Origin of the sequence: Nostoc sp., from assembly GCF_036916575.1 — a bacterium.
Lineage (GTDB): Bacteria > Cyanobacteriota > Cyanobacteriia > Cyanobacteriales > Nostocaceae > Nostoc.
This window is the reverse complement of record NZ_JBALGC010000128.1, coordinates 1-18,681: the sequence shown is the minus strand read 5'-3', so window position 1 is coordinate 18,681 and position 18,681 is coordinate 1. Positions and strand designations below refer to the sequence as shown.

Sequence of the window (18,681 nt, the reverse complement as noted above, 5' to 3'; positions counted from 1 at the left end):
GTTTCATAGAAGTAGAAAGCCAGACAAACAGCTTACGAAAATTTAAGCCATTTAACCTGACATAGAGCCAGAAGTATCAAGCAAAAGAATTACAGGGCAACGATTTTCTGGATTTTCAACGAATTTAGGCAATCCTACAGGCATCCGATGCTCCTAAATTGAGTCAGCTAATCTAAGAGATAAATAACTTACATTTTTAGCTTAAGAAAGGCACTTTAACAGTAGTATTTATACATATAAAAACTACTATCTGCCTGATTTGAAGTGTTTGTGCTTGTTACCTGATAAGTAGTCGGACGGAATTAATCACATAATATACCTCTTGCATAAATGCTTAAATTGTCATGTTGAGCAAAGCGAAACATCTAGTGAGATTCTTCTCTCCACTGCGTTCCGTACCCTGCGGGAACGCTGCGCGAACAGAATGACATTTCTAATTTTTTGACTTTTGGAAGAAATCTAATGACAGTAAATATTTTTGTTCAGCTACTTATAGCGCTTCTGTGTTGAGTTCAATACAGACCTAATAAGAACAGCCCCTACAAGGAAAGGGGAGTAAAATTCAAAGCTTCTAACGCCACATGCTTGGCTGTCGGCAGAGCGCAAGGGCGCAGTGGTTCCTCCTTTTAGGAGAGAGGAATGGAAGTGAGGTCACACTGTATTACATCTATAGACGCGTAGCGGCTTAAGGCAGGGTACGAAAAGCGCTATAAAGCTTTTTAAATGTATCCATCTAATTACAATCTTCAGCCTCCTGTAACCTTAGCTACACCTAAGTATTCTTTCTTTCTCTTTTAGACGCTACACGAACACAAAACTACATAATTCGGTAAAATTGGTAAAGCAATTTTTGCGCTTGTTAAACAAAGGCATCAGCAAACCCATGCAACTGAAACTCAGTGCATCTCGATTTCCCTTCGCCTCCTTTTTGTTAATTGCCCCCTTTTTCCTATGGGGGACGGCAATGGTAGCCATGAAAGGAGTGATACCGCATACCACACCGCTATTTATGGCGGGAGTGCGTCTGATACCAGCGGGGATGTTAATTTTGATTGCAGCAGCATTCATGGGTAAACCCCAGCCCAAGGGTTGGGCTGCATGGCTGTGGATTGGATTATTTGCCCTGATAGATGGGACGCTGTTTCAAGGCTTTTTGGCAGAAGGATTAGTCAGAACCAGTGCGGGGTTAGGGTCTGTGATGATTGACTCCCAACCCTTGGCTGTTGCCTTACTGTCGTTGTGGCTATTCCAGGAACATATTGGTTTTTGGGGATGGCTGGGGCTAGGACTAGGAGTCACAGGCATTAGTTTAATTGGTTTATCTGATGAGTGGATTTTACATTTTCTCGACTCAGGCGGAAATATCACAATTGGCAACTGGCAAGGTTTGTTTGCCAGCGGCGAGTGGTTGATGCTATTAGCAGCGCTATCAATGGCAGTGGGAACAGTGTTGATTCGGTTTGTGTGCCGACATGCTGACCCAGTAAGCGCCACGGGATGGCACATGATTTTGGGTGGATTGCCACTATGGGGAGTTTCATCAGTTGTGGAATCCCAGCAGTGGGAGAATCTAGGAGCATCTGATTTAGTGGCTTTGGGTTATGCTACCGTATTTGGCAGTGCGATCGCCTATGGATTATTCTTTTACTTTGCCTCTAGTGGCAGTCTCACCAGTCTTAGTTCCCTCACCTTCCTCACACCCGTCTTTGCCCTACTATTCGGCAATCTCTTCCTCTCAGAAGTCCTCAGTCCGTTGCAGTGGGTCGGTGTTTTCCTGACTTTAATCAGCATCTATCTCATTAACCAACGTGATACTTTAGCAGCGCAAACCGACACAGTTACTGTCGGCGAAAAAGCTAATATATCGCAACCAATTTTAGAAGCATCTGCTAAAAAATTGAACCCTATAACCCTAGCAGTCAGAGAATCTGAACCAGAAATTTTGCCCTAACTAGTTAAAGAGGAGATGAGCACAGAAGTCTGTTGCCCAATACCCAATGCCCTATTTCCTCTTTCCAATGCTTAGTGACAAATGACAAATAACAGTTAACATTTAGACACCTTGAAGTTATTGTGGGATCGATGACTTCAAAAGCACGTTCAGGCTGAAACTTGCAATATGAGGCTACGCCCTTCCTCAATCTTGATATTTACCTGTTTTTCTTGCCTGGGTTTTTACCCAATTCGCGCAAGTACAGCCACACCTAACCTAGCACCTGAAATTTTAGAACTTGCACAAGCTAGTTCGACAGTTTCTGCTAGTCAGGCTGTTTTGACATATGGTAGTCCAAAATCAGATGTGCAGATACTACAAACCCAATTAAAGGAGTTGGGATACTACAGTGGGGTTGTAGATGGACAGTACAGCGCCAGTACGAAAATCGCTGTAGCTAAATTTCAGAAAGCAAAGGGTTTACAAGTAGATGGGATTACAGGTCTGGCGACTAGGGGGAAGCTGCAAGCAGCTTTGGCAGCCAAAAATCAGATTATGACTTCTCCATTTGTTACCTCTTTTGCTGCGACTTCCAAACCAACTGCAAAACCCAAGCCAACCGAGAGAGGTTTTGTCTGGTGGTTAATATTTGCCATCGGAGTTCTAGGAAGTATTGGCGCACTTGTTTACCTGCTGAGGTGGTTTCGTCAGGTCAAACAAGTGCAAAAGTCCGAAATATCAAATACTAAAAGTTTGAGTGAAGCTAACAAAGATGTGATGACACCACCCTTACCAGAGACTGTAACTAGTCCACAAACAGCTACGCCACCACTCGCCACACAATTACTACTACCAGAAAAAACTTCCCGGCTTGCTAAACTCAATATCGTTGACGAATTAATACAAGACTTACGCAGTCCTGACCCAACGAAGCGACGCAAGGCTATTTGGGATTTGGGTCAGCAGGGAGATTCGCGGGCAATTCAGCCTATGGTTGACCTGATGATTGATGCCGATTCTCAAGAAAACAGCTTAATTTTGGCAGCTTTGGCAGAAATTGGCATCCGCACACTCAAACCGATGAACCGTGCTCTAGCAACTTCAATCCAAGATGAAAGTCCACAAGTGCGGCAAAATGCGATCCGTGACCTGACGCGCGTTTATGACATGATGAGTCAAACCAGTCAGATGTTGCTCCATGCGCTGGAAGACCCAGATCCCGAAGTGCAAGCAACAGCACGATATGCTTTAAGTCAGATGAATCGAATGCGTGGCTTACCAGAACAACAAAGTCTACCGGAAGATTCACACAACGATTCACGAGAATAGAGCAACTTCGCTTTTTGGTCAGCCTAAAAATATTTCAATTGGATTTGGATATTAGTGTTTGGGCCTGCGACCAAAAATGCTGCTTCGCTAAATTTGGGCGCTCTTGTGCGAATTTCTGGGTTGCTGGAAAATCCAAAGCCTTCGCTTGGTATACCAAGTCCATTTCTATTGAGAGTGCCGTCATTATTTTGATCGTGGAAGACAGCAACGGCATAACTACCCGCTTTCAAGTTCTCAAAGTTAATGTTAAAGGGAATGTCAGTAATCTTGGTACACTGCTTTTGTAAGACGTGATTGCGATCGCTAGGAAATCCTTCACTGCTCGCAAATATACTGGCACATACTTGTCCTTCTTTATTCTTCAAGCCATCAATTTCGACGGTGAGTTTGCCGTTAAAATTTGCTTTGGCACTAAATGACCATGCCAGATTTCCCAGAACTGCTAATAGCAGCATACTAACTCTCAATCCTTTAACCATAAAATTGTCACAAGGTAAAATAAGTTTTGCTGAAATTAAGTTTTCACTTTGATTCAGATCACGCAGATTGATCGTGACATTATTCGGTCAATACTCGCAAGCATCCTGCCAAGGTATTTTCCGATATTAGGATCGGATAATTCTAAAAATTCACAAGCTACCATTGGGAAAAAGAACCGATAGATTGCCCGCAGTTTCCAGCATCCAACTTTGTTGATAAAACTAACGGACTGTAGAGATAAACTCAAGACGGAGGTCAACATAATTCATCTCTGCGAAGAAAATTTGTATTAAAAGCAACGCAGATTTCCAAAACCTATCCTGAGATAGCGGATTGAGCCGAGCTATTTATAAAAGAGTTATCATTTAGTTAAATCTGGTTGCCAGTGTAAACTCATATTATGTCCAGCTGATTATAGCGCTTCTCGTACCCTGCCTTAAGCCGCTACGCGTCTATGGATACAATACGCTCTGATCTGACTTCCATTCCTCTCTCCTAAAAGGAGGAGCCACTGCGCCCTTGCGCTCTGCCGACAACCAAGCACGTGGCGTCAGAGGCTTTGAATCTTACTCCCCAAAGCTACTAGGGTTGAGGCTGTTCTTGTTAGGTCTATATTCCATGCAATTGAGAACCGCTATAGTTGTCATTACGTACTCCTTTGGAGAACCCGACCGCGAGTACGTCTTTGTTAGGAGAAGGGTACGAAGTGTTCGCGTAGCTTGCTTCTGTGTAGGAGTACATTGCACTCGCAATTACATATCGTTAATGATTAGGCAGACATGATATCACAGGTGATCGCTATCTTAATTGATCAGGTGTACCAGTTCAGCAAAGACGCTCCGCCTCTTGACTTGTCATTAAGCACTAATCAGTGAGAGAAACATCTATCGAAACTCCCATACAAGCTTATAGCCGGAGTTAAATATAATCGTAGTGGCAAACAAGGTTAACAAACCTAATTTCCTAAAATAAACCGAGTTTAGAGTACCTGTAATATGGGAGACTTGGCAATATTCTCTATAAATCAGATTCAAGATGAGTAATACAATTTCGGACATCGCAGTCAAGACCATCAACGGTGAGGATAAGCAATTAAACGACTACATCGGCAAGGTACTCTTAATTGTGAATGTGGCTTCCTACTGCGGTTATACTTCTCAATATGAGGGGCTAGAAAAGTTGAACCAAAAGTATGGGCAAGCAGGGTTACGTATTTTAGGGTTTCCCTGTAACGATTTTGGAGCGCAGGAACCAGGAAGCAATAAAGAGATTTCGCAATTCTGCACAAGTAAATATAATGTTACCTTTGAACTATTCGATAAAGTTCGTGCTAAAGGCTCGCAGCAGCATCCACTTTATGAGCGACTTACCAAAGCTGTTAACCCAACCGGAACTGTTGCTTGGAACTTTGAAAAATTCTTAGTTAATAAACAAGGTGAAGTGATAGCTAGATTTAATAGTAGTGTCCAGCCAAATTCACCAGAGATAATTGCCATAATTGAGAAAGAATTAGCAAAATAGTCATTAGTGATTAGTCATTAAGTTGTACTATTGGTAGTGATTTTTGGCTCTGAACTGTTAAAATTATTTCCGTTCAGTCCCTTAATTGAGAATATTGTCTTGATGAGTAGTTTCATTTATTTGTGTCTAATTTATCATGAACGTTGCAATTATTGGTTGTGGTTATGTTGGTTATAAAGTTGCTCAATATTGGCAGCAAAAAAAGGATTTTGTTGTCAGTGTAACCACAACTTCCCCTGAGCGTGTTCCTGCACTACAATCAGTATCCCAAAGAGTTGTAGTTACCTGTGGAAATGACCTAGATAGTCTAAAATCAGTTTTGCACAATCAAGATGTTGTACTTTTGAGTGTTGGTGCAAAAGGTGCAGAAGTTTATGAAGAAACTTATCTAAAAACTGCTCAAACTTTAGTTTCCTGCTTGCAGCAGATTCAAAGTGTAAAACAATTGATATACACAGGAAGTTATGCAGTGTATGGTGACAGAAATGGTGTATGGGTAGATGAAGAAACACCGCTTGCACCCGCTAATTTAAATGCACAAATTCTCCGAAAAACAGAGGATGTGTTGCTATCAGCATCTAACGAAAATCTCCGCGTTTGTATCTTCCGCTTAGGAGGGATTTATGGGACTGACAGGGAACTGGTGAAAATATTTAACAGATATTCTGGTGCAACCCGTCCTGGCAATGGCAAGGATATCACAAACTGGATTCATTTGGATGATATTGTTGGTGCCATAGAATTTGCCCGTCACCGTCGTTTGCAAGGGATTTACAATTTAGTGGATGATGCACATCTTACCAGCCGTGAATTGCTAGAATGCCTATTTGAAAAACATAATTTACCCAAAGCTAAATGGGATACTTCTATCAAGAGTACTCGTCCATATAATGCTTGGGTATCGAATGAAAAGCTCAAAGAGGCTGGATACCAGTTAATTCATCCACAGATGATTTTTTAGCAATTATTAAAAACTGGGAATTATGCAACCATCAGCTATAGCTAACACAACCAATTTGACAGCATCTCCTAGTCAGTTTTACACTTGGCAGAATTATCGTTGTGCCTACGAAGTTCATCAACCAATTAATACAACAGCTGAGGGTATTCCCTTACTGTTAATTCATCCTATTGGCGTCGGATTGTCGCGGCAATTTTGGCAGCGATTTTGTCGTGAATGGTATAATACGGGTCAGCGTAATTTAATTTACAACCCTGATTTATTAGGATGTGGTGAAAGTGATATGCCTCATGTGGCTTACACTCCTAGTGATTGGGCAGAACAGTTGCAGTACTTTTTACAAACAGTAGTGCAAAAGCCTGTGATTGTAGTAGTACAAGGTAGTTTATTACCAGTTGCGATTAAATTAGTCCAAAAGGAATCAAACTTAATTGCTGGACTCGTACTTTCTGGACCTCCAGTGTGGGCTTTGATGACAAAGAAATCACCAGAATGGCAGCAAAAAATCCTTTGGAATCTGTTAGATTCGCCTTTTGGGAGTGCTTTTTATCGCTATGCACGCACCCCAAAGTTTTTACATTCTTTCTCGACTCGTCAGCTCTTTGCTTCTGAAAATGCTGTGGATGCAGAGTGGTTGAAGACATTGCTTGCAGGTGCAGAAAATCCTGCTAGTCGCCATGCAGTATTTTCTTTTTTAGCAGGATTTTGGCGACAGGATTATACTAGTTTTATCGCCTCTATTCAGCAACCAACATTAGCGGTTGTGGGAGAAACTGCATCGAGTATTAGTCAAGAAAGTAAAAAAGAAACGCCAGATGAACGCTTGGCTCACTACCTCGCTTGTTTGTCTCAAGGTCGAAGTATAAAAATAAATGGGCGTAATGTTTTACCATATGAATCAACCGCTGAATTTGTTGCAGCGATCGCCCCATTTATTAATAAAGTTTCTTAGTTGATTGATCATGAGATTATACCAGTTCTCTCATGATAGGTTATGACTGGAATTGATTACTAAAGGCAAGCAAAATTATGTTCTCCAATCGTCAAGGACAAAGAGTACCCAATGTCACTTTTCATACTCGCCATCACAACGACTGGGTGGATGTAACAACCGATGAGCTATTTGCTAATAAAACAGTGGTTGTCTTCTCCTTACCGGGTGCTTATACTCCGACTTGTTCATCAACTCATCTCCCTGGTTACAACGAGTTGGCTAAGGTTTTCAAAGAAAATGGTGTCGATGATATTATCTGTATTTCTGTCAATGATGCCTTTGTGATGAACGAATGGGCAAAGGATCAAGAGGCAGAAAATATCACAATAATTCCCGATGGGAATGGTGAATTTACTGAAGGCATGGGTATGCTGGTAGATAAATCAGACTTGGGGTTTGGTAAGCGATCGTGGCGCTATTCTATGCTGGTGAAAGATGGCGTAATTGACCAAATGTTTATTGAGCCAGACGAGCCAGGAGATCCCTTTAAGGTGTCTGATGCTGAAACAATACTCAGATACATTAACCCCCAAGCAGTGAAGCCCGAAGTGGTTTCCCTGTTTGCGAAAGTGGGCTGTCCCTTCTGTGCCCGTGCTAAGGCGATGCTCAAGGAACATGGCATTAACTACGAAGAAATTACCTTAGGTAAGGATATCACCACACGGTCGTTAAAAGCAGTTACAGGTGCGACAACAGTTCCCCAAGTGTTTATCGATGGTAAATTAATTGGTGGTTCTGAGGCACTAGAAGCCTACTTTGCTGCTAAATAGGTTTTAGCTGGGGCACACAGCCGTCATCTGTGTCAACTTTAGGTGAAAGTCATGGTATTTTGACCGCAACTTGATTTGTGAGAATTGAAAGCTACAGATCCCCGATTTCTCAAACAAGTCGGGGATTTTGTTTCTCAAAACTTAGCAGTGAACAAATCTTCAGATGAGTAGATGTATTTTTTATTGATCATGTAAAATCAATTCGGACTGAATTTTTATTTATTTAAAAGACAATATGTTTACCAGAATTCGCCAACTATTGAGTCAATTTTTTAGGAGAACAAGGACAATCAACAACGAACCACTGAATAAAGTAAGTTTGATTGTGATTATTTTAATTGATATTTTTATCTTAATTAATGTTTTTACGGGACTCGATGATATTAGCAGATGGCATATCAGCCCGACTGAGGCTTATCCATGTTATTCAGAGTGGCAAAATTACCGGACAAAAACCACTAAGGATAAAGACTATGAAATTGTTAAACTTTCGTTGCCATCTGACACAAATAATCAACTCAGTTTTCAGCGAAACTATCAACAAGCAGAAGTAGGACATTTGGGTAAGGTTTCTAAAACATGTTTGCAATATGCCGACTACAAAGATAAGATTAACAATCCTGAAAAGCAGCAAATCATCAAAACTATTGATGAGGAACAAGCGAAAATCAGTACCTTGGAACAAAAAAATCGCACTATTAAAGCCCAATATGACTCAACGCTCTTAGAAAAAATTGCAGGTCAAGGTCGTGAACAATCAATTAATCAAGTCAGTGCTGAAAAAGCTAAACAGGTATTAGAACAAAATAATCGCGAAATTTCTACGTTTAAACAGTTTATTTATACTCTTAAAAATGAACTGCTTGCCAAAGCGGAAAGCATTAGTTTTATAGCCTTTTTTAAAGATGACAATCAATTCCGGGAAGTTGACAAAGGCTATCGACAGGCATCATTTTGGTATCCAAGTATCCAGCTTGCTTTTCAGTCCCTTTTTCTTCTACCGTTGATTCTCATTGCTTTATCAGTTCACAAATTTGCCCAAGGAAGAGGATATGGACTCATCTCACTAATTAGCTGGCATTTGCTAGCTATCTTTTTTATTCCACTAATCGTTAAAATATTTGAATTTCTTCAAATAAGTGCAATATTTCGATTTTTCTTTAATATCATTAGCGCCATTTTTGGTGGTTTGCTTTTCCTGATTAATTATATATATATTTTACTAATTCCAATTATTGGTTTTGGAATTATCCAGTTTTTTCAAAAATTTGTCTTTAATCCTAAAGTCCAAGCAGCTAGCAGAGTTCAAAAATCACGCTGTGTCAATTGCGCCAAGAAAATTCGACCTCTTGATATTTACTGTCCACACTGTGGTTACGATCAAGACATTGAATGTCAAAACTGTCATAATCTTACTTATAAACATTTGTCGTATTGTAAACATTGTGGAGCTTCTCAAGATTCCAGTAATTTGTAATCAGTGAAGTCGTTCATCAGTCTTTTTAATTTAGATATGGAAAAAGTGAAAAAAGTCAATAAAGAGAGTCAGTCGCCTCTTTGTTTTATCAGAAACCTGTTGATTGCCCGTTGGCGATCGCTCTTACTCCTTTTGATAGGAGTATATTTACCTTTGCAGGTCTTTGAAATTCTGACAGTGAAAATATGGCAGAATCAAGCTGGCTTCCCGTGGGATGTGCCTATTCTGTTAGCAGTTCATTCTACAGCAAACCCACAGTTAGATTTTTTAGCAGTGGCGCTAGCTATAATTGGCTTGCCTTGGACGGCGATACCGATTTTGGGTGTGATCGCACTAATATTACTACTTCAAAAACGCTGGCGATCGCTAGCTTATTTACTCACTGCCTCTGTAGGAAGCATCATCATTAACCTCACTGCAAAGGAATTAATGCATCGAGTGCGTCCACAATTGTGGCAGTCCATTGCACCTGAGTCTAGTTTTGCATTTCCCAGTGCTCATGCCATGACGAGTGTAACTCTGGTAGCAATTTTGCTATTCTTAACTTGGGCTAGCTCCTGGCATTGGTTAGTTCTCATCTTCGGCAGCTTATATGTAATAGCTATTGCCTGGTGTCGTCTCTATCTGGGGGTTCATTTTCCCAGTGACATTCTCGCAGGTTGGATGGTTACATTAGGTTGGACAATTGGCGTTAGTCTAATTATCAAACCGTATATAACTAAAGTCAAATCCGTAGATGGCAAACCCCCTGAGGATGAAACTACCTTACTCCCTGAAGAAAGAAAGTTGATAACCGAGGAGTGATATTATGTCTGTGTTTACAACTATGTCAAAGTCAGGATTTTTCCTTACCTAAAGGCAGACTAATTCAATAGGATTGATGTTTTAAAGCATCTGATAAGTGAATTTAGTGCTCGCTACAAGTGACAAGTTGCTGTTAACCTTGCCGATGGTTGTAAGTCTATATTCTGCTTCGGGATAGTGGCAGTGTAAATTTAGATGAAAACTTGTTGCCGTGTCCATCACTAATAAGATAGATTTACCTATACAGATTAGGGACACAAAATTACGTTCATTTTTCCTCTTCATAAATAGGGGTGGTAGCGAAACGAATGGAAAATATTTACGACTCGTGATGCGTAAAGCCTTCGTCATTTATGCAGGGGATATAAGGTTAAGAGAGAAATTTAAGCTTTTCCTCTTAACTAAAAGTATTCAGATGCACCCAGAAATCAATTTGTCAGACCTGTTACGATCCTTGTATAAGTTCATTAATTGAACTTATGCTCTGTTTAATTTGTTCTGTCAGAGAAGTTCTTAATAAGTCAAGGGTTTCGGCTGAAATATTAAGTAATCCCAAAGCATATAATAGGCTCAAAATCCCAATAAATAGAGCTAAAAATCTCCCAAAACAACCGGGATTAATTTCAATAAAACCTAATTTAGATTGCCCGATGACAGCAATCGTTATAAAAACAATTCCTGCTATTAAAAATGTCCTATTTGGAGTTAAATCTGTCATTTTCCTATAAAGATGCCTCAGTACTTTTATTGTAGCTATATTAATTCAAATTTCTACACAGGCTAGATGTAAAAACATAGAAATTTTGCTATCATTCACCCCACCCTAAGGAGGCTCTGGCTATTCCAGTATCGTTGTTCGATCTCATCGGGTGCTATGCTCCGCGAACGGCTCAGACTTTACGCTGTGCTAACTGTTCGCCTTTGGCGTTGCCGCAGGCAGACGCTCTCTACGAGACGCTACGCGTAGCTAGCTTCCCCGAAGGGGTACGCGGACTCGTTGGCGTAGCCTTTCGTAGAGAAGAGGCTGCGCTATCAGCGGGAACCGCCGCTCAACGCCAGTTCCTTTAAGTGGGGGAACCTTACCAACGGACTGGCTCAACTTTGCGCTATTTACGCGCCCGACGTACTAGGGATATGGTTTTTGGGCATATTGAGGATACGTAGTCGCTTTGCAGCTTGATAGTACAGATTTAGGCTTGTCCATCGCTCAAGTTCAATGTGATTGAAGGTGCAACAGTAGTCAGATTGCTATCTTCATTGAATAACTACAGGTAATTGAACACTCACGGTAGTACCTGTCAAGAGATTAGAAGAAATTAACAGTTCTCCATTATGAGCATTAACGATGCGTTTAGTAATAGCAAGTCCTAGCCCAGTGCCAGAAGGTTTTGTGGAGAAGAATGGCACAGAAAGCTTGGCGAGAACTTCTGATGGAATTGGCTCGCCACCATTGTGGACATTAATGCAGACTTTATCTGTATGCGAACATTCTACTTTCCACTTCACAACATCTCCTGCTGTTACTGCTTCGCAAGCATTACGGACAATGTTGATAAATACTTGTTTAAGTTTGTCCTTATCCCCCAAAATTTTTACCGTAGGTAACACCGGAATAAATTCAATTTGTCGTTCTAGAGCTTCTGGCATTTCACGAATGTGTAGCAGTAACTCATGAATGAATTCATTCACATCTAATTCACAAAGCTGCAACACTTGGGGTTTGGCGTAGAGCAAAATTTCATTCAGCAGACGTTCCAGACGACTAGCTTCGCTCAGTGCCAATGCTAATCGCTCTTGAGCAGATTCAGTCATAAGAGTTTTTCGGAAATACTTTAATCCCATAATCATTGTAGTCAAAGGATTACGAATTTCATGCACAATAATGGCAGCAAATTCACCAATAGCTGCCAGTCGTTCCTGTTCTAAAAGTTGGGCTTGGGCTGTTCGTAATTCTGCGGTACGTTTTTCAATTTCAGCTTCCAAAATATGATTAAATTGGCACTGTTGTTGATAAAGATGATAGTTATCAATTGCTGTTGCAGCTCGTTCAGCAAACAATTCCACAATTTGAATGTCTTCTTTTTTAAAATCACGTGGTTGGAGATTAAATGAACAGATAGTACCAATCACTTCACTTTCAGCAGTCCGCAATGGTATCCCTAAATATGCACAATAACCTTCTGGAGCCTGTCCATATTCTGGGTGTTTTTGAGCATCTTCTACTGCTAATGAGTGACCCATTTGGATAACAGTGCCAGTTAGTAAACCATGTAGTGAATAAACATGTTCGCCCTCACCCATTTCAAGACTACTCGCTAAAACAGTTTCAAATCCCTCTTGGCAAAAGGTAACAACTGTCCAATCAACTCCAATAAGTTCGCTGACTCCGCAGGCAATATTGTGCAAATAGCTACCCAGTTCGCCAGTTCGATAGTTCAAAGAAGACAAACGTGCTATGATTTGTCGCTCACGCTGCCAAGTTTGGTTGTGCAACAACACTTCGTCATTACTGGTTTTGCTCATGGATGCCTATTGCATGAGTTATAAAAATAATTTCAAAAATCAACTGAATAGTTATTTGGGCCACGCTGCACTAGTTTGATAAAAAGATTTTACTAGAGACATATGTTATTTGATATAACAAACTGATGAATTTTTACTTGATTAAATGTAAATTTATACAACAATTAGATAGGTAAGAATAAGTTGTGTGATTGTGAGTAAAGTCAAACAATCTTAGAGCATTACGTAGGCATAACCCGTTGTAGATATCGCTTGACTTGAGTCTGCTCCATTCATGATAATATGGTTACGTTTATTTCTGTCTAAGTACTTATAGGCTGAAAATTTAGATTTTGTTGAGAAATCCATAATAGAAAACATCTCAAAAGGAAATCACCATGACAATCAATTTGCAAGGAATATTACAGCAACCAGGACAAGGTTCCTCATACTGGGTGTTTCAGGATTTGTGTACCTTTAAGGCGGTAGGTGAAGAAACTGGTCAAGCTTATGCTCTAATTGAAATTACTGTTCAACCACAAAACGGTCCACCTCCCCACATTCATCGTCACGAAGATGAAGCTTTTTATATTCAAGAGGGAGAATTGGAATTTCAGCTTGATGAGCAGATTATATTAGCAATTCCTGGAACCTTTCTTCACTCTCCTAAAGGTCAACTTCATAGGTTTACAAATATCGGCTCACAGCCAGCAAAATTGCTGTGTTGGGTCACACCAGCAGGGTTAGAGAAGTTTTTTATGGAAGTAGGTGTGCCAGTCTCAGAGAAGACGCAATTACCTAGCCTTAGTCCGGCAGACATTGAAAAAATTTTGGCAGCTGCTCCAAGATACGGTCTTGAGATTATTCTGCCGTCTGCTGAATCTTCGCAGGTATAGCCCAATATAACTTGCGTGTGATCGCACTTATACACCAAACAACAGTGCTGGAAAGTCTGAGAATAATCAAGAAATTCCTATTGCTGGAGTTATGGAATTTGCCAAATTATCTGAGCAGCTTTTCCCCAGGCTTTTCAGTATTAAGTAATGTTTATAATCAATCAGGTATGTCAAAATTATGAATCTGCAATCACGCAAAATCATTAAAAGAATAATTCTCTCCTTTGGAATTTAAAAAGGGCTTTTTGGTGAGAGATGCTGATAGTCATACAATGCGGATTGTGGAGAAAAGATATTAAGTGTTATCTCAGAACTATTCCCTTCAATAAATACAGCTAGACTAAATTACTGAAGCGATTTGGAATATGCGATCGCACTTGTGTTTAATTTAGGGTAAGTGCGATCGCTATGATGTTGTAAAGCCTGGCTTTGAGATCAACGGAAAATTGCGCTATTATCAACTATTAATACCACTCTTAGCACATTAGAGGATTCATAATCGATAATCCAGATATCGATCGCCAAAAAAAGTGTTGACTTATGTGTATAGAATTTGGGCGGGAAATCTGCGGCAATCTCGACACCGCAGAATCGCGGGAGTGGTTAGTTACTAACGGTATTGGTGGTTACGCTTCTGGAACTGTGGCAGGATTATTGACCCGCCGCTATCACGGACTACTGGTAGCGGCATTGAAACCACCTCTGGGTCGCACTTTGCTGCTGGCAAAACTAGATGAAACTGTTCTGTATGACACTGGCTCTTTTTCTCTACACACCAATCGTTGGGCAGATGGGATTGTCAGTCCCCACGGTTATCGACATATTGAACGTTTTTCTCTGGAAGGTACAATACCCGTATGGCGTTTTGCTGTTGCCGATGCTTTGTTAGAAAAACGGGTGTGGATGCAACAAGGCGCTAACACAACCTATGTCCAATATACTCTGCGTCGTGCCACGCAACCGCTGAAGTTGACGCTCAAAGCAATAGTCAACTACCGTGATTATCACGGCGATACTCAAAGCAACGGTTGGCAGATGTCTGTTGAGCAGGTAGAACAAGGGATTTGTATAACTGCCTATCCAGGTGCTGTACCATTGTATCTACTGAGCGATTCGCTTTTAAGCGATAGCTGCGCTTCACGCGGTAGTGCATCTGTTGCCCACAATTGGTATTATGGCTTTGACTTGGCAGTTGAACGCTATCGGGGATTAAGAGATAAAGAAGACCATCTCCACGCCGCCACCTTTGAAGTTACACTGAATGCTGGGGAAGTGATCGCATTTGTAGCCAGCACAGAAAAACAACCAAATCTTAATGACGAAGCTGCACTTAAGTTACGTCGCGCTCAAGAGCAGAAGCTAACAGGACTTTGGAATAGTAACCGACCCCTCAACACTAAGGAATCACCTACCTGGATTAACCACCTAATACTAGCTGCTGACCAGTTTATTGTTAACCGCCCAGTACCAGAAGACCCTCACGGTAAAACCATCATCGCTGGTTACCACTGGTTTAGCGACTGGGGACGCGACACAATGATTAGTTTACCTGGTTTGACAATTTCGACTGGTCGCCCAGAGGTAGCACGCTCAATTCTTCGCACCTTTGCCAGATACGTAGACCAAGGAATGTTACCGAATCGCTTTCCCGATGCAGGTGAGCAACCAGAATATAATACAGTCGATGCCACTCTCTGGTACTTTGAAGCAGTCCGCGCCTACTACAGCGCTACGGACGATGATAATTTGCTTGGTGAACTCTTTCCAATACTTGCAGACATCATTAATTGGCACTGTCGCGGTACACGCTACAACATCCACCTCGATGCAGCCGATGGCTTACTTTATGCAGGCGTTACAGGTGTACAACTGACCTGGATGGATGCCAAAGTTGACGATTGGGTAGTTACGCCCCGAATTGGCAAACCGATTGAAGTTAATGCCCTGTGGTATAATGCTTTACGGACAATGGCAAAGTTTGCCCGTCAGCTTGGTAAACCACACCAAGAATATGAGGCGATCGCAGACCGTGCTAAGTATAGATTTTCTCGCTTCTGGAATGACGAGACAGGTTATTGCTATGACGTTATAGACAGTCCTGATGGTGATGATTCGGCGTTGCGTCCTAACCAAATCTTTGCTGTTTCATTACCAGAAAGTCCGCTCACACCTGCCCAGCAAAGGAGTGTGGTGTCAGCTTGCGGACGAGTGCTACTGACTTCTCATGGATTGCGATCGCTTGCCCCCGACCATCCCCAATACCAGGGTAAATACGGTGGTAACCAGTATCAACGTGATGGAGCTTACCATCAGGGGACGGTTTGGGGTTGGTTATTGGGGCCGTTTGTCTTAGCACACCTGCACGTCTACAAAAATCCTGAGCAGGCTCGTCAATTTTTGGAACCAATGGCTAATCACCTCAACGCACACGGTCTTGGTAGTCTCAGCGAGATTTTTGATGGTGATGCCCCGATGACTCCACGGGGATGTATTGCCCAAGCGTGGACAGTGGCAGAGGTTTTGCGTGCTTGGTTGGCAACAACGAGTTGATATGGGGAATCTCCTGCTTATCCGAACTGTGGTCTGTCTGCAAAGTCGATTTTGTCAAGAATTTTAAGAAATTAACATCTTTCAGAAAAGGAAAGACGTAATGCTGAAGTAATCCTCAAAAGTTGATAGACACGCCCTAGTACCGCAAGGCGGAAGTCAAAAGGAGCCAGTGCGCCCTTGTGCTCTGCCGACTTGTACCCTTACAGGGAAGCAAGCTACGCGCAGCGGCGACCACAGGAGAAGCAACTGGCGTTCAAAAGTATTGTATTCCGGGCTTTCACGTCATTTTGTAGACGCTGCATCGGCTTCCCGAAGGGTATGGTATGTTTATTTACGCCGTGTTGTACTAGTGTTGGGAGGAAATTATGCCGTTAGGAATGATGATCGAAGGCAAATGGACAACCGATAGAATAAATCAGATCCTAATGATCGGTTCAATGAAACGCCAACAACGTTTTGCGATCGCATAACCGCCGATGGTTCTAGTGGGTTTAAGGCAGAAGCAGGACGCTATCACCTCTACGTTTCCTTAGCCTGTCCGTGGGCGCATCGCACCTTAATTATGCGAGAAATCAAAGGTTTGAATGATGTAATCTCAGTCTCTATCGTCGATCCGATTATGAGCGACAAGGGATGGATGTTTACTGAAGCACCAGAAGTTATTCCTGACTGGGTGAATCACACTCAATATTTGCAAGAGATTTATTTGAAAGCCGATCCCAAATATACAGGACGAGTTACTGTTCCAGTGTTGTGGGATAAGCAAACTCAAACGATCGTCAATAACGAATCTCGCGAAATCATGCGGATGTTTGATGTAGAGTTTGGGGAATTGGCAACACAAAAAATAGACTTATACCCACGCGACCTACAGCATAAGATTGATGAAACGATCAATGCAATCTATCTGCCAATTAATGCTGGTGTATATCGCGCTGGTTTTGCGATGGAGCAAGCAGCTTACGAAGATGCGGTAACAGAACTTTTCGAGAGTTTAGAGCGATGGGAAACCATTCTAAACGAGCAGCGGTATTTATGTAGCAATCAACTCACCGAAGCCGATATTTGTATGTTTACAACTCTGTATCGCTTCGACTCAGTGTATTACGGTCACTTTAAATGCAATTTGCGGCGAATTATCGACTATCCAAATCTCTGGAATTATCTACTAGACCTATATCAGCGTCCTGAGTTCAAAGCGACTTGCAATCTAGACTATACCAAGCGCGGCTATTACATGAGTATGACTGATATTAATCCAAATCGAATTGTGCCCAAGGGGCCGATTATTGATTTTGACCAAAGGCACGATCGCGATCGTTTCCACAGATAAGCTTAGAAGTATTCTGCAAAAAATGCTGGATGAAAGCGAGTTTTTTGGCCCTTATGGCATTCGGACACTTTCAATATTTCATGCTGAAAATACCTATATTTTTGATGTCAATGGTTCGTAATTTATAATTGATTATGAACCGACTGGACAGGTTTAGTTGCCAGATTAATCCAGCAATTTCGTAAATATAAAGCACGGCATCAAGAACCAGAAGTAGAGAAGGATAAAGACGCGATCGCTTTAACATAACAACATCCAAATCCGATTCTATCTCGCATTAATGAAAAACGCTTGTTGTTACTACCCCGTCTTGTAATCAATTTTGATGATTAAAAATCTTAAGGGAATTCTCAGCAGAAATTAATTTAATTACTAGTAAATGCATTTAGATTATTCTTAGACAAAAATTCGCGGATTTGAGATGGCAATTAAATCAAATATTTAGCAATCTTTTTGGAATAGCTGCACTTTTCACTGTAGGTCTGCAACAAAGGTAAGTTCAAATCTGCTATAACTAAAAATGTAGCGATTAACAGTAACTTTACATTTAGCGGTCTGATTTTATTTTTCAAGCCTTATTAAACACCTAAAACCAACCGAAACAGTGAAGCAAATCATAAAAATTGGGATAAATATAGATCCATTTTCCTTACAATCACGCCTCACGGTTGGTATTGCATCATTTTCAGCTTTGGTATTAGGTAGCCTTGCTACATGGACTAGTTGGAAAATGCAGCAAATTTTACTTGATAGTCATAAGTATAATATAGAACAAATCGCCAAGCGCTTGCCGCAAGATGTGCAAATTTATAGTGAAATGATGCAACCTGAAACTGGGTTGCAAAAGGCTATTAATAATTTGGCAAATACCAACACATTATTATGGTTAAAAAGTCCTGATAATAAAATTTTAGCAAAATCTAATACTTTGGATTTATTATCTGATACTACGGTAGCTGAGTTAATGTCCTTAACTAAGATGCCGATTAAACCACAAGTTTACAAAGTAAACCAAAGCTACTTTGTTTTATGCGGTAGTTCTGTACAAGTGCAGGGTAAGTTACTGGGTGAGTTATTTGTAGTAAAGGATATTACCCGCGAACAGAGAATGTTTGTGGTAATGGTGCAGAG

At 41.1% G+C, this 18,681-nt stretch carries 15 protein-coding genes and 2 pseudogenes; 14 read left to right on the top strand and 3 right to left on the bottom strand.

Annotated elements, in window-relative coordinates:
* Positions 1–883: 883 nt before the first annotated feature.
* Both V7L29_RS28330 and V7L29_RS28325 read left to right on the top strand, forming a co-directional pair.
* A complete protein-coding gene (locus V7L29_RS28330; protein WP_334694289.1) occupies positions 884–1,951 on the top strand; it encodes a DMT family transporter in 1,068 nt (355 codons plus the stop codon).
* Positions 1,952–2,119: 168 nt separating this feature from the next.
* Positions 2,120–3,262: a peptidoglycan-binding protein gene (locus V7L29_RS28325; protein WP_334737542.1), complete on the top strand. Its 1,143-nt coding sequence runs from the start codon at positions 2,120–2,122 to the stop codon at positions 3,260–3,262.
* A gap of 23 nt (positions 3,263–3,285) precedes the next feature.
* Here V7L29_RS28325 and V7L29_RS28320 read toward each other — a convergent pair whose 3' ends face one another.
* Positions 3,286–3,741 (bottom strand): DUF2141 domain-containing protein, encoded by a 456-nt coding sequence (locus V7L29_RS28320; RefSeq protein ID WP_334737541.1) that lies wholly within the window; start codon positions 3,739–3,741, stop codon positions 3,286–3,288.
* A gap of 1,036 nt (positions 3,742–4,777) precedes the next feature.
* Here V7L29_RS28320 and V7L29_RS28315 point away from each other — a divergent pair.
* The 6 genes from V7L29_RS28315 (at position 4,778) to V7L29_RS28290 (ending at position 10,269) form a co-directional block, all read left to right on the top strand.
* Positions 4,778–5,263 carry a glutathione peroxidase gene (locus V7L29_RS28315; protein ID WP_334694292.1) on the top strand — a complete coding sequence of 162 codons (486 nt, stop codon included), beginning with the start codon at positions 4,778–4,780 and terminating at the stop codon, positions 5,261–5,263.
* Positions 5,264–5,399: 136 nt separating this feature from the next.
* Positions 5,400–6,224 carry an SDR family oxidoreductase gene (locus tag V7L29_RS28310; protein ID WP_334694293.1) on the top strand — a complete coding sequence of 275 codons (825 nt, stop codon included), beginning with the start codon at positions 5,400–5,402 and terminating at the stop codon, positions 6,222–6,224.
* Between the two features lie 22 nt (positions 6,225–6,246).
* Positions 6,247–7,176 (top strand): alpha/beta fold hydrolase, encoded by a 930-nt coding sequence (locus V7L29_RS28305; protein WP_334737540.1) that lies wholly within the window; start codon positions 6,247–6,249, stop codon positions 7,174–7,176.
* Positions 7,177–7,253: 77 nt separating this feature from the next.
* Positions 7,254–7,988, top strand: coding sequence for a glutathione peroxidase (locus V7L29_RS28300; RefSeq protein ID WP_334737539.1), 735 nt, complete (start codon positions 7,254–7,256; stop codon positions 7,986–7,988).
* Positions 7,989–8,223: 235 nt separating this feature from the next.
* Positions 8,224–9,465 (top strand): hypothetical protein, encoded by a 1,242-nt coding sequence (locus V7L29_RS28295; RefSeq protein WP_334737538.1) that lies wholly within the window; start codon positions 8,224–8,226, stop codon positions 9,463–9,465.
* 36 nt (positions 9,466–9,501) lie between these two features.
* Positions 9,502–10,269: a phosphatase PAP2 family protein gene (locus V7L29_RS28290; protein ID WP_334737537.1), complete on the top strand. Its 768-nt coding sequence runs from the start codon at positions 9,502–9,504 to the stop codon at positions 10,267–10,269.
* A 445-nt stretch (positions 10,270–10,714) separates the two neighbouring features.
* Here the strand turns inward: V7L29_RS28290 and V7L29_RS28285 are convergent, their stop codons facing one another.
* Positions 10,715–10,987 carry a hypothetical protein gene (locus V7L29_RS28285; protein WP_334689177.1) on the bottom strand — a complete coding sequence of 91 codons (273 nt, stop codon included), beginning with the start codon at positions 10,985–10,987 and terminating at the stop codon, positions 10,715–10,717.
* Positions 10,988–11,121: 134 nt separating this feature from the next.
* On the opposite strand from V7L29_RS28285, the gene V7L29_RS28280 reads away from it, so the two are divergent.
* Positions 11,122–11,337, top strand: coding sequence for a hypothetical protein (locus tag V7L29_RS28280; RefSeq protein ID WP_334737536.1), 216 nt, complete (start codon positions 11,122–11,124; stop codon positions 11,335–11,337).
* 186 nt (positions 11,338–11,523) lie between these two features.
* Here V7L29_RS28280 and V7L29_RS28275 read toward each other — a convergent pair whose 3' ends face one another.
* On the bottom strand, positions 11,524–12,792 hold the full coding sequence (locus V7L29_RS28275; protein ID WP_334737535.1) for an ATP-binding protein: 1,269 nt from the start codon (positions 12,790–12,792) through the stop codon (positions 11,524–11,526).
* Between the two features lie 377 nt (positions 12,793–13,169).
* On the opposite strand from V7L29_RS28275, the gene V7L29_RS28270 reads away from it, so the two are divergent.
* The 5 genes and pseudogenes from V7L29_RS28270 to V7L29_RS28250 all read left to right on the top strand — a co-directional run.
* Positions 13,170–13,667: a quercetin 2,3-dioxygenase gene (locus tag V7L29_RS28270; protein WP_334689174.1), complete on the top strand. Its 498-nt coding sequence runs from the start codon at positions 13,170–13,172 to the stop codon at positions 13,665–13,667.
* 540 nt (positions 13,668–14,207) lie between these two features.
* Positions 14,208–16,217: an amylo-alpha-1,6-glucosidase gene (locus V7L29_RS28265; protein WP_334737534.1), complete on the top strand. Its 2,010-nt coding sequence runs from the start codon at positions 14,208–14,210 to the stop codon at positions 16,215–16,217.
* A gap of 365 nt (positions 16,218–16,582) precedes the next feature.
* Positions 16,583–17,550: pseudogene (locus V7L29_RS28260) on the top strand (glutathione S-transferase family protein).
* Entirely contained in the window at positions 17,507–17,671 is a 165-nt protein-coding gene (locus V7L29_RS28255; protein ID WP_334689172.1) for a hypothetical protein, read from the top strand. Before V7L29_RS28260 ends, V7L29_RS28255 begins: the two are co-directional and overlap by 44 nt.
* Before the next feature lie 483 nt (positions 17,672–18,154).
* Positions 18,155–18,681: pseudogene (locus tag V7L29_RS28250) on the top strand (two-component sensor histidine kinase); the annotation flags it as partial.

Bases quoted from the DNA above. Each gene is read 5' to 3' on its own strand.
- V7L29_RS28330 (WP_334694289.1), top strand. From the start codon at position 884: ATGCAACTGAAACTCAGTGCATCTCGATTTCCCTTCGCCTCCTTTTTG.
- V7L29_RS28325 (WP_334737542.1), top strand. From the start codon at position 2,120: ATGAGGCTACGCCCTTCCTCAATCTTGATATTTACCTGTTTTTCTTGC.
- V7L29_RS28320 (WP_334737541.1), bottom strand. From the start codon at position 3,741: ATGGTTAAAGGATTGAGAGTTAGTATGCTGCTATTAGCAGTTCTGGGA.
- V7L29_RS28315 (WP_334694292.1), top strand. From the start codon at position 4,778: ATGAGTAATACAATTTCGGACATCGCAGTCAAGACCATCAACGGTGAG.
- V7L29_RS28310 (WP_334694293.1), top strand. From the start codon at position 5,400: ATGAACGTTGCAATTATTGGTTGTGGTTATGTTGGTTATAAAGTTGCT.
- V7L29_RS28305 (WP_334737540.1), top strand. From the start codon at position 6,247: ATGCAACCATCAGCTATAGCTAACACAACCAATTTGACAGCATCTCCT.
- V7L29_RS28300 (WP_334737539.1), top strand. From the start codon at position 7,254: ATGTTCTCCAATCGTCAAGGACAAAGAGTACCCAATGTCACTTTTCAT.
- V7L29_RS28295 (WP_334737538.1), top strand. From the start codon at position 8,224: ATGTTTACCAGAATTCGCCAACTATTGAGTCAATTTTTTAGGAGAACA.
- V7L29_RS28290 (WP_334737537.1), top strand. From the start codon at position 9,502: ATGGAAAAAGTGAAAAAAGTCAATAAAGAGAGTCAGTCGCCTCTTTGT.
- V7L29_RS28285 (WP_334689177.1), bottom strand. From the start codon at position 10,987: ATGACAGATTTAACTCCAAATAGGACATTTTTAATAGCAGGAATTGTT.
- V7L29_RS28275 (WP_334737535.1), bottom strand. From the start codon at position 12,792: ATGAGCAAAACCAGTAATGACGAAGTGTTGTTGCACAACCAAACTTGG.
- V7L29_RS28270 (WP_334689174.1), top strand. From the start codon at position 13,170: ATGACAATCAATTTGCAAGGAATATTACAGCAACCAGGACAAGGTTCC.
- V7L29_RS28265 (WP_334737534.1), top strand. From the start codon at position 14,208: ATGTGTATAGAATTTGGGCGGGAAATCTGCGGCAATCTCGACACCGCA.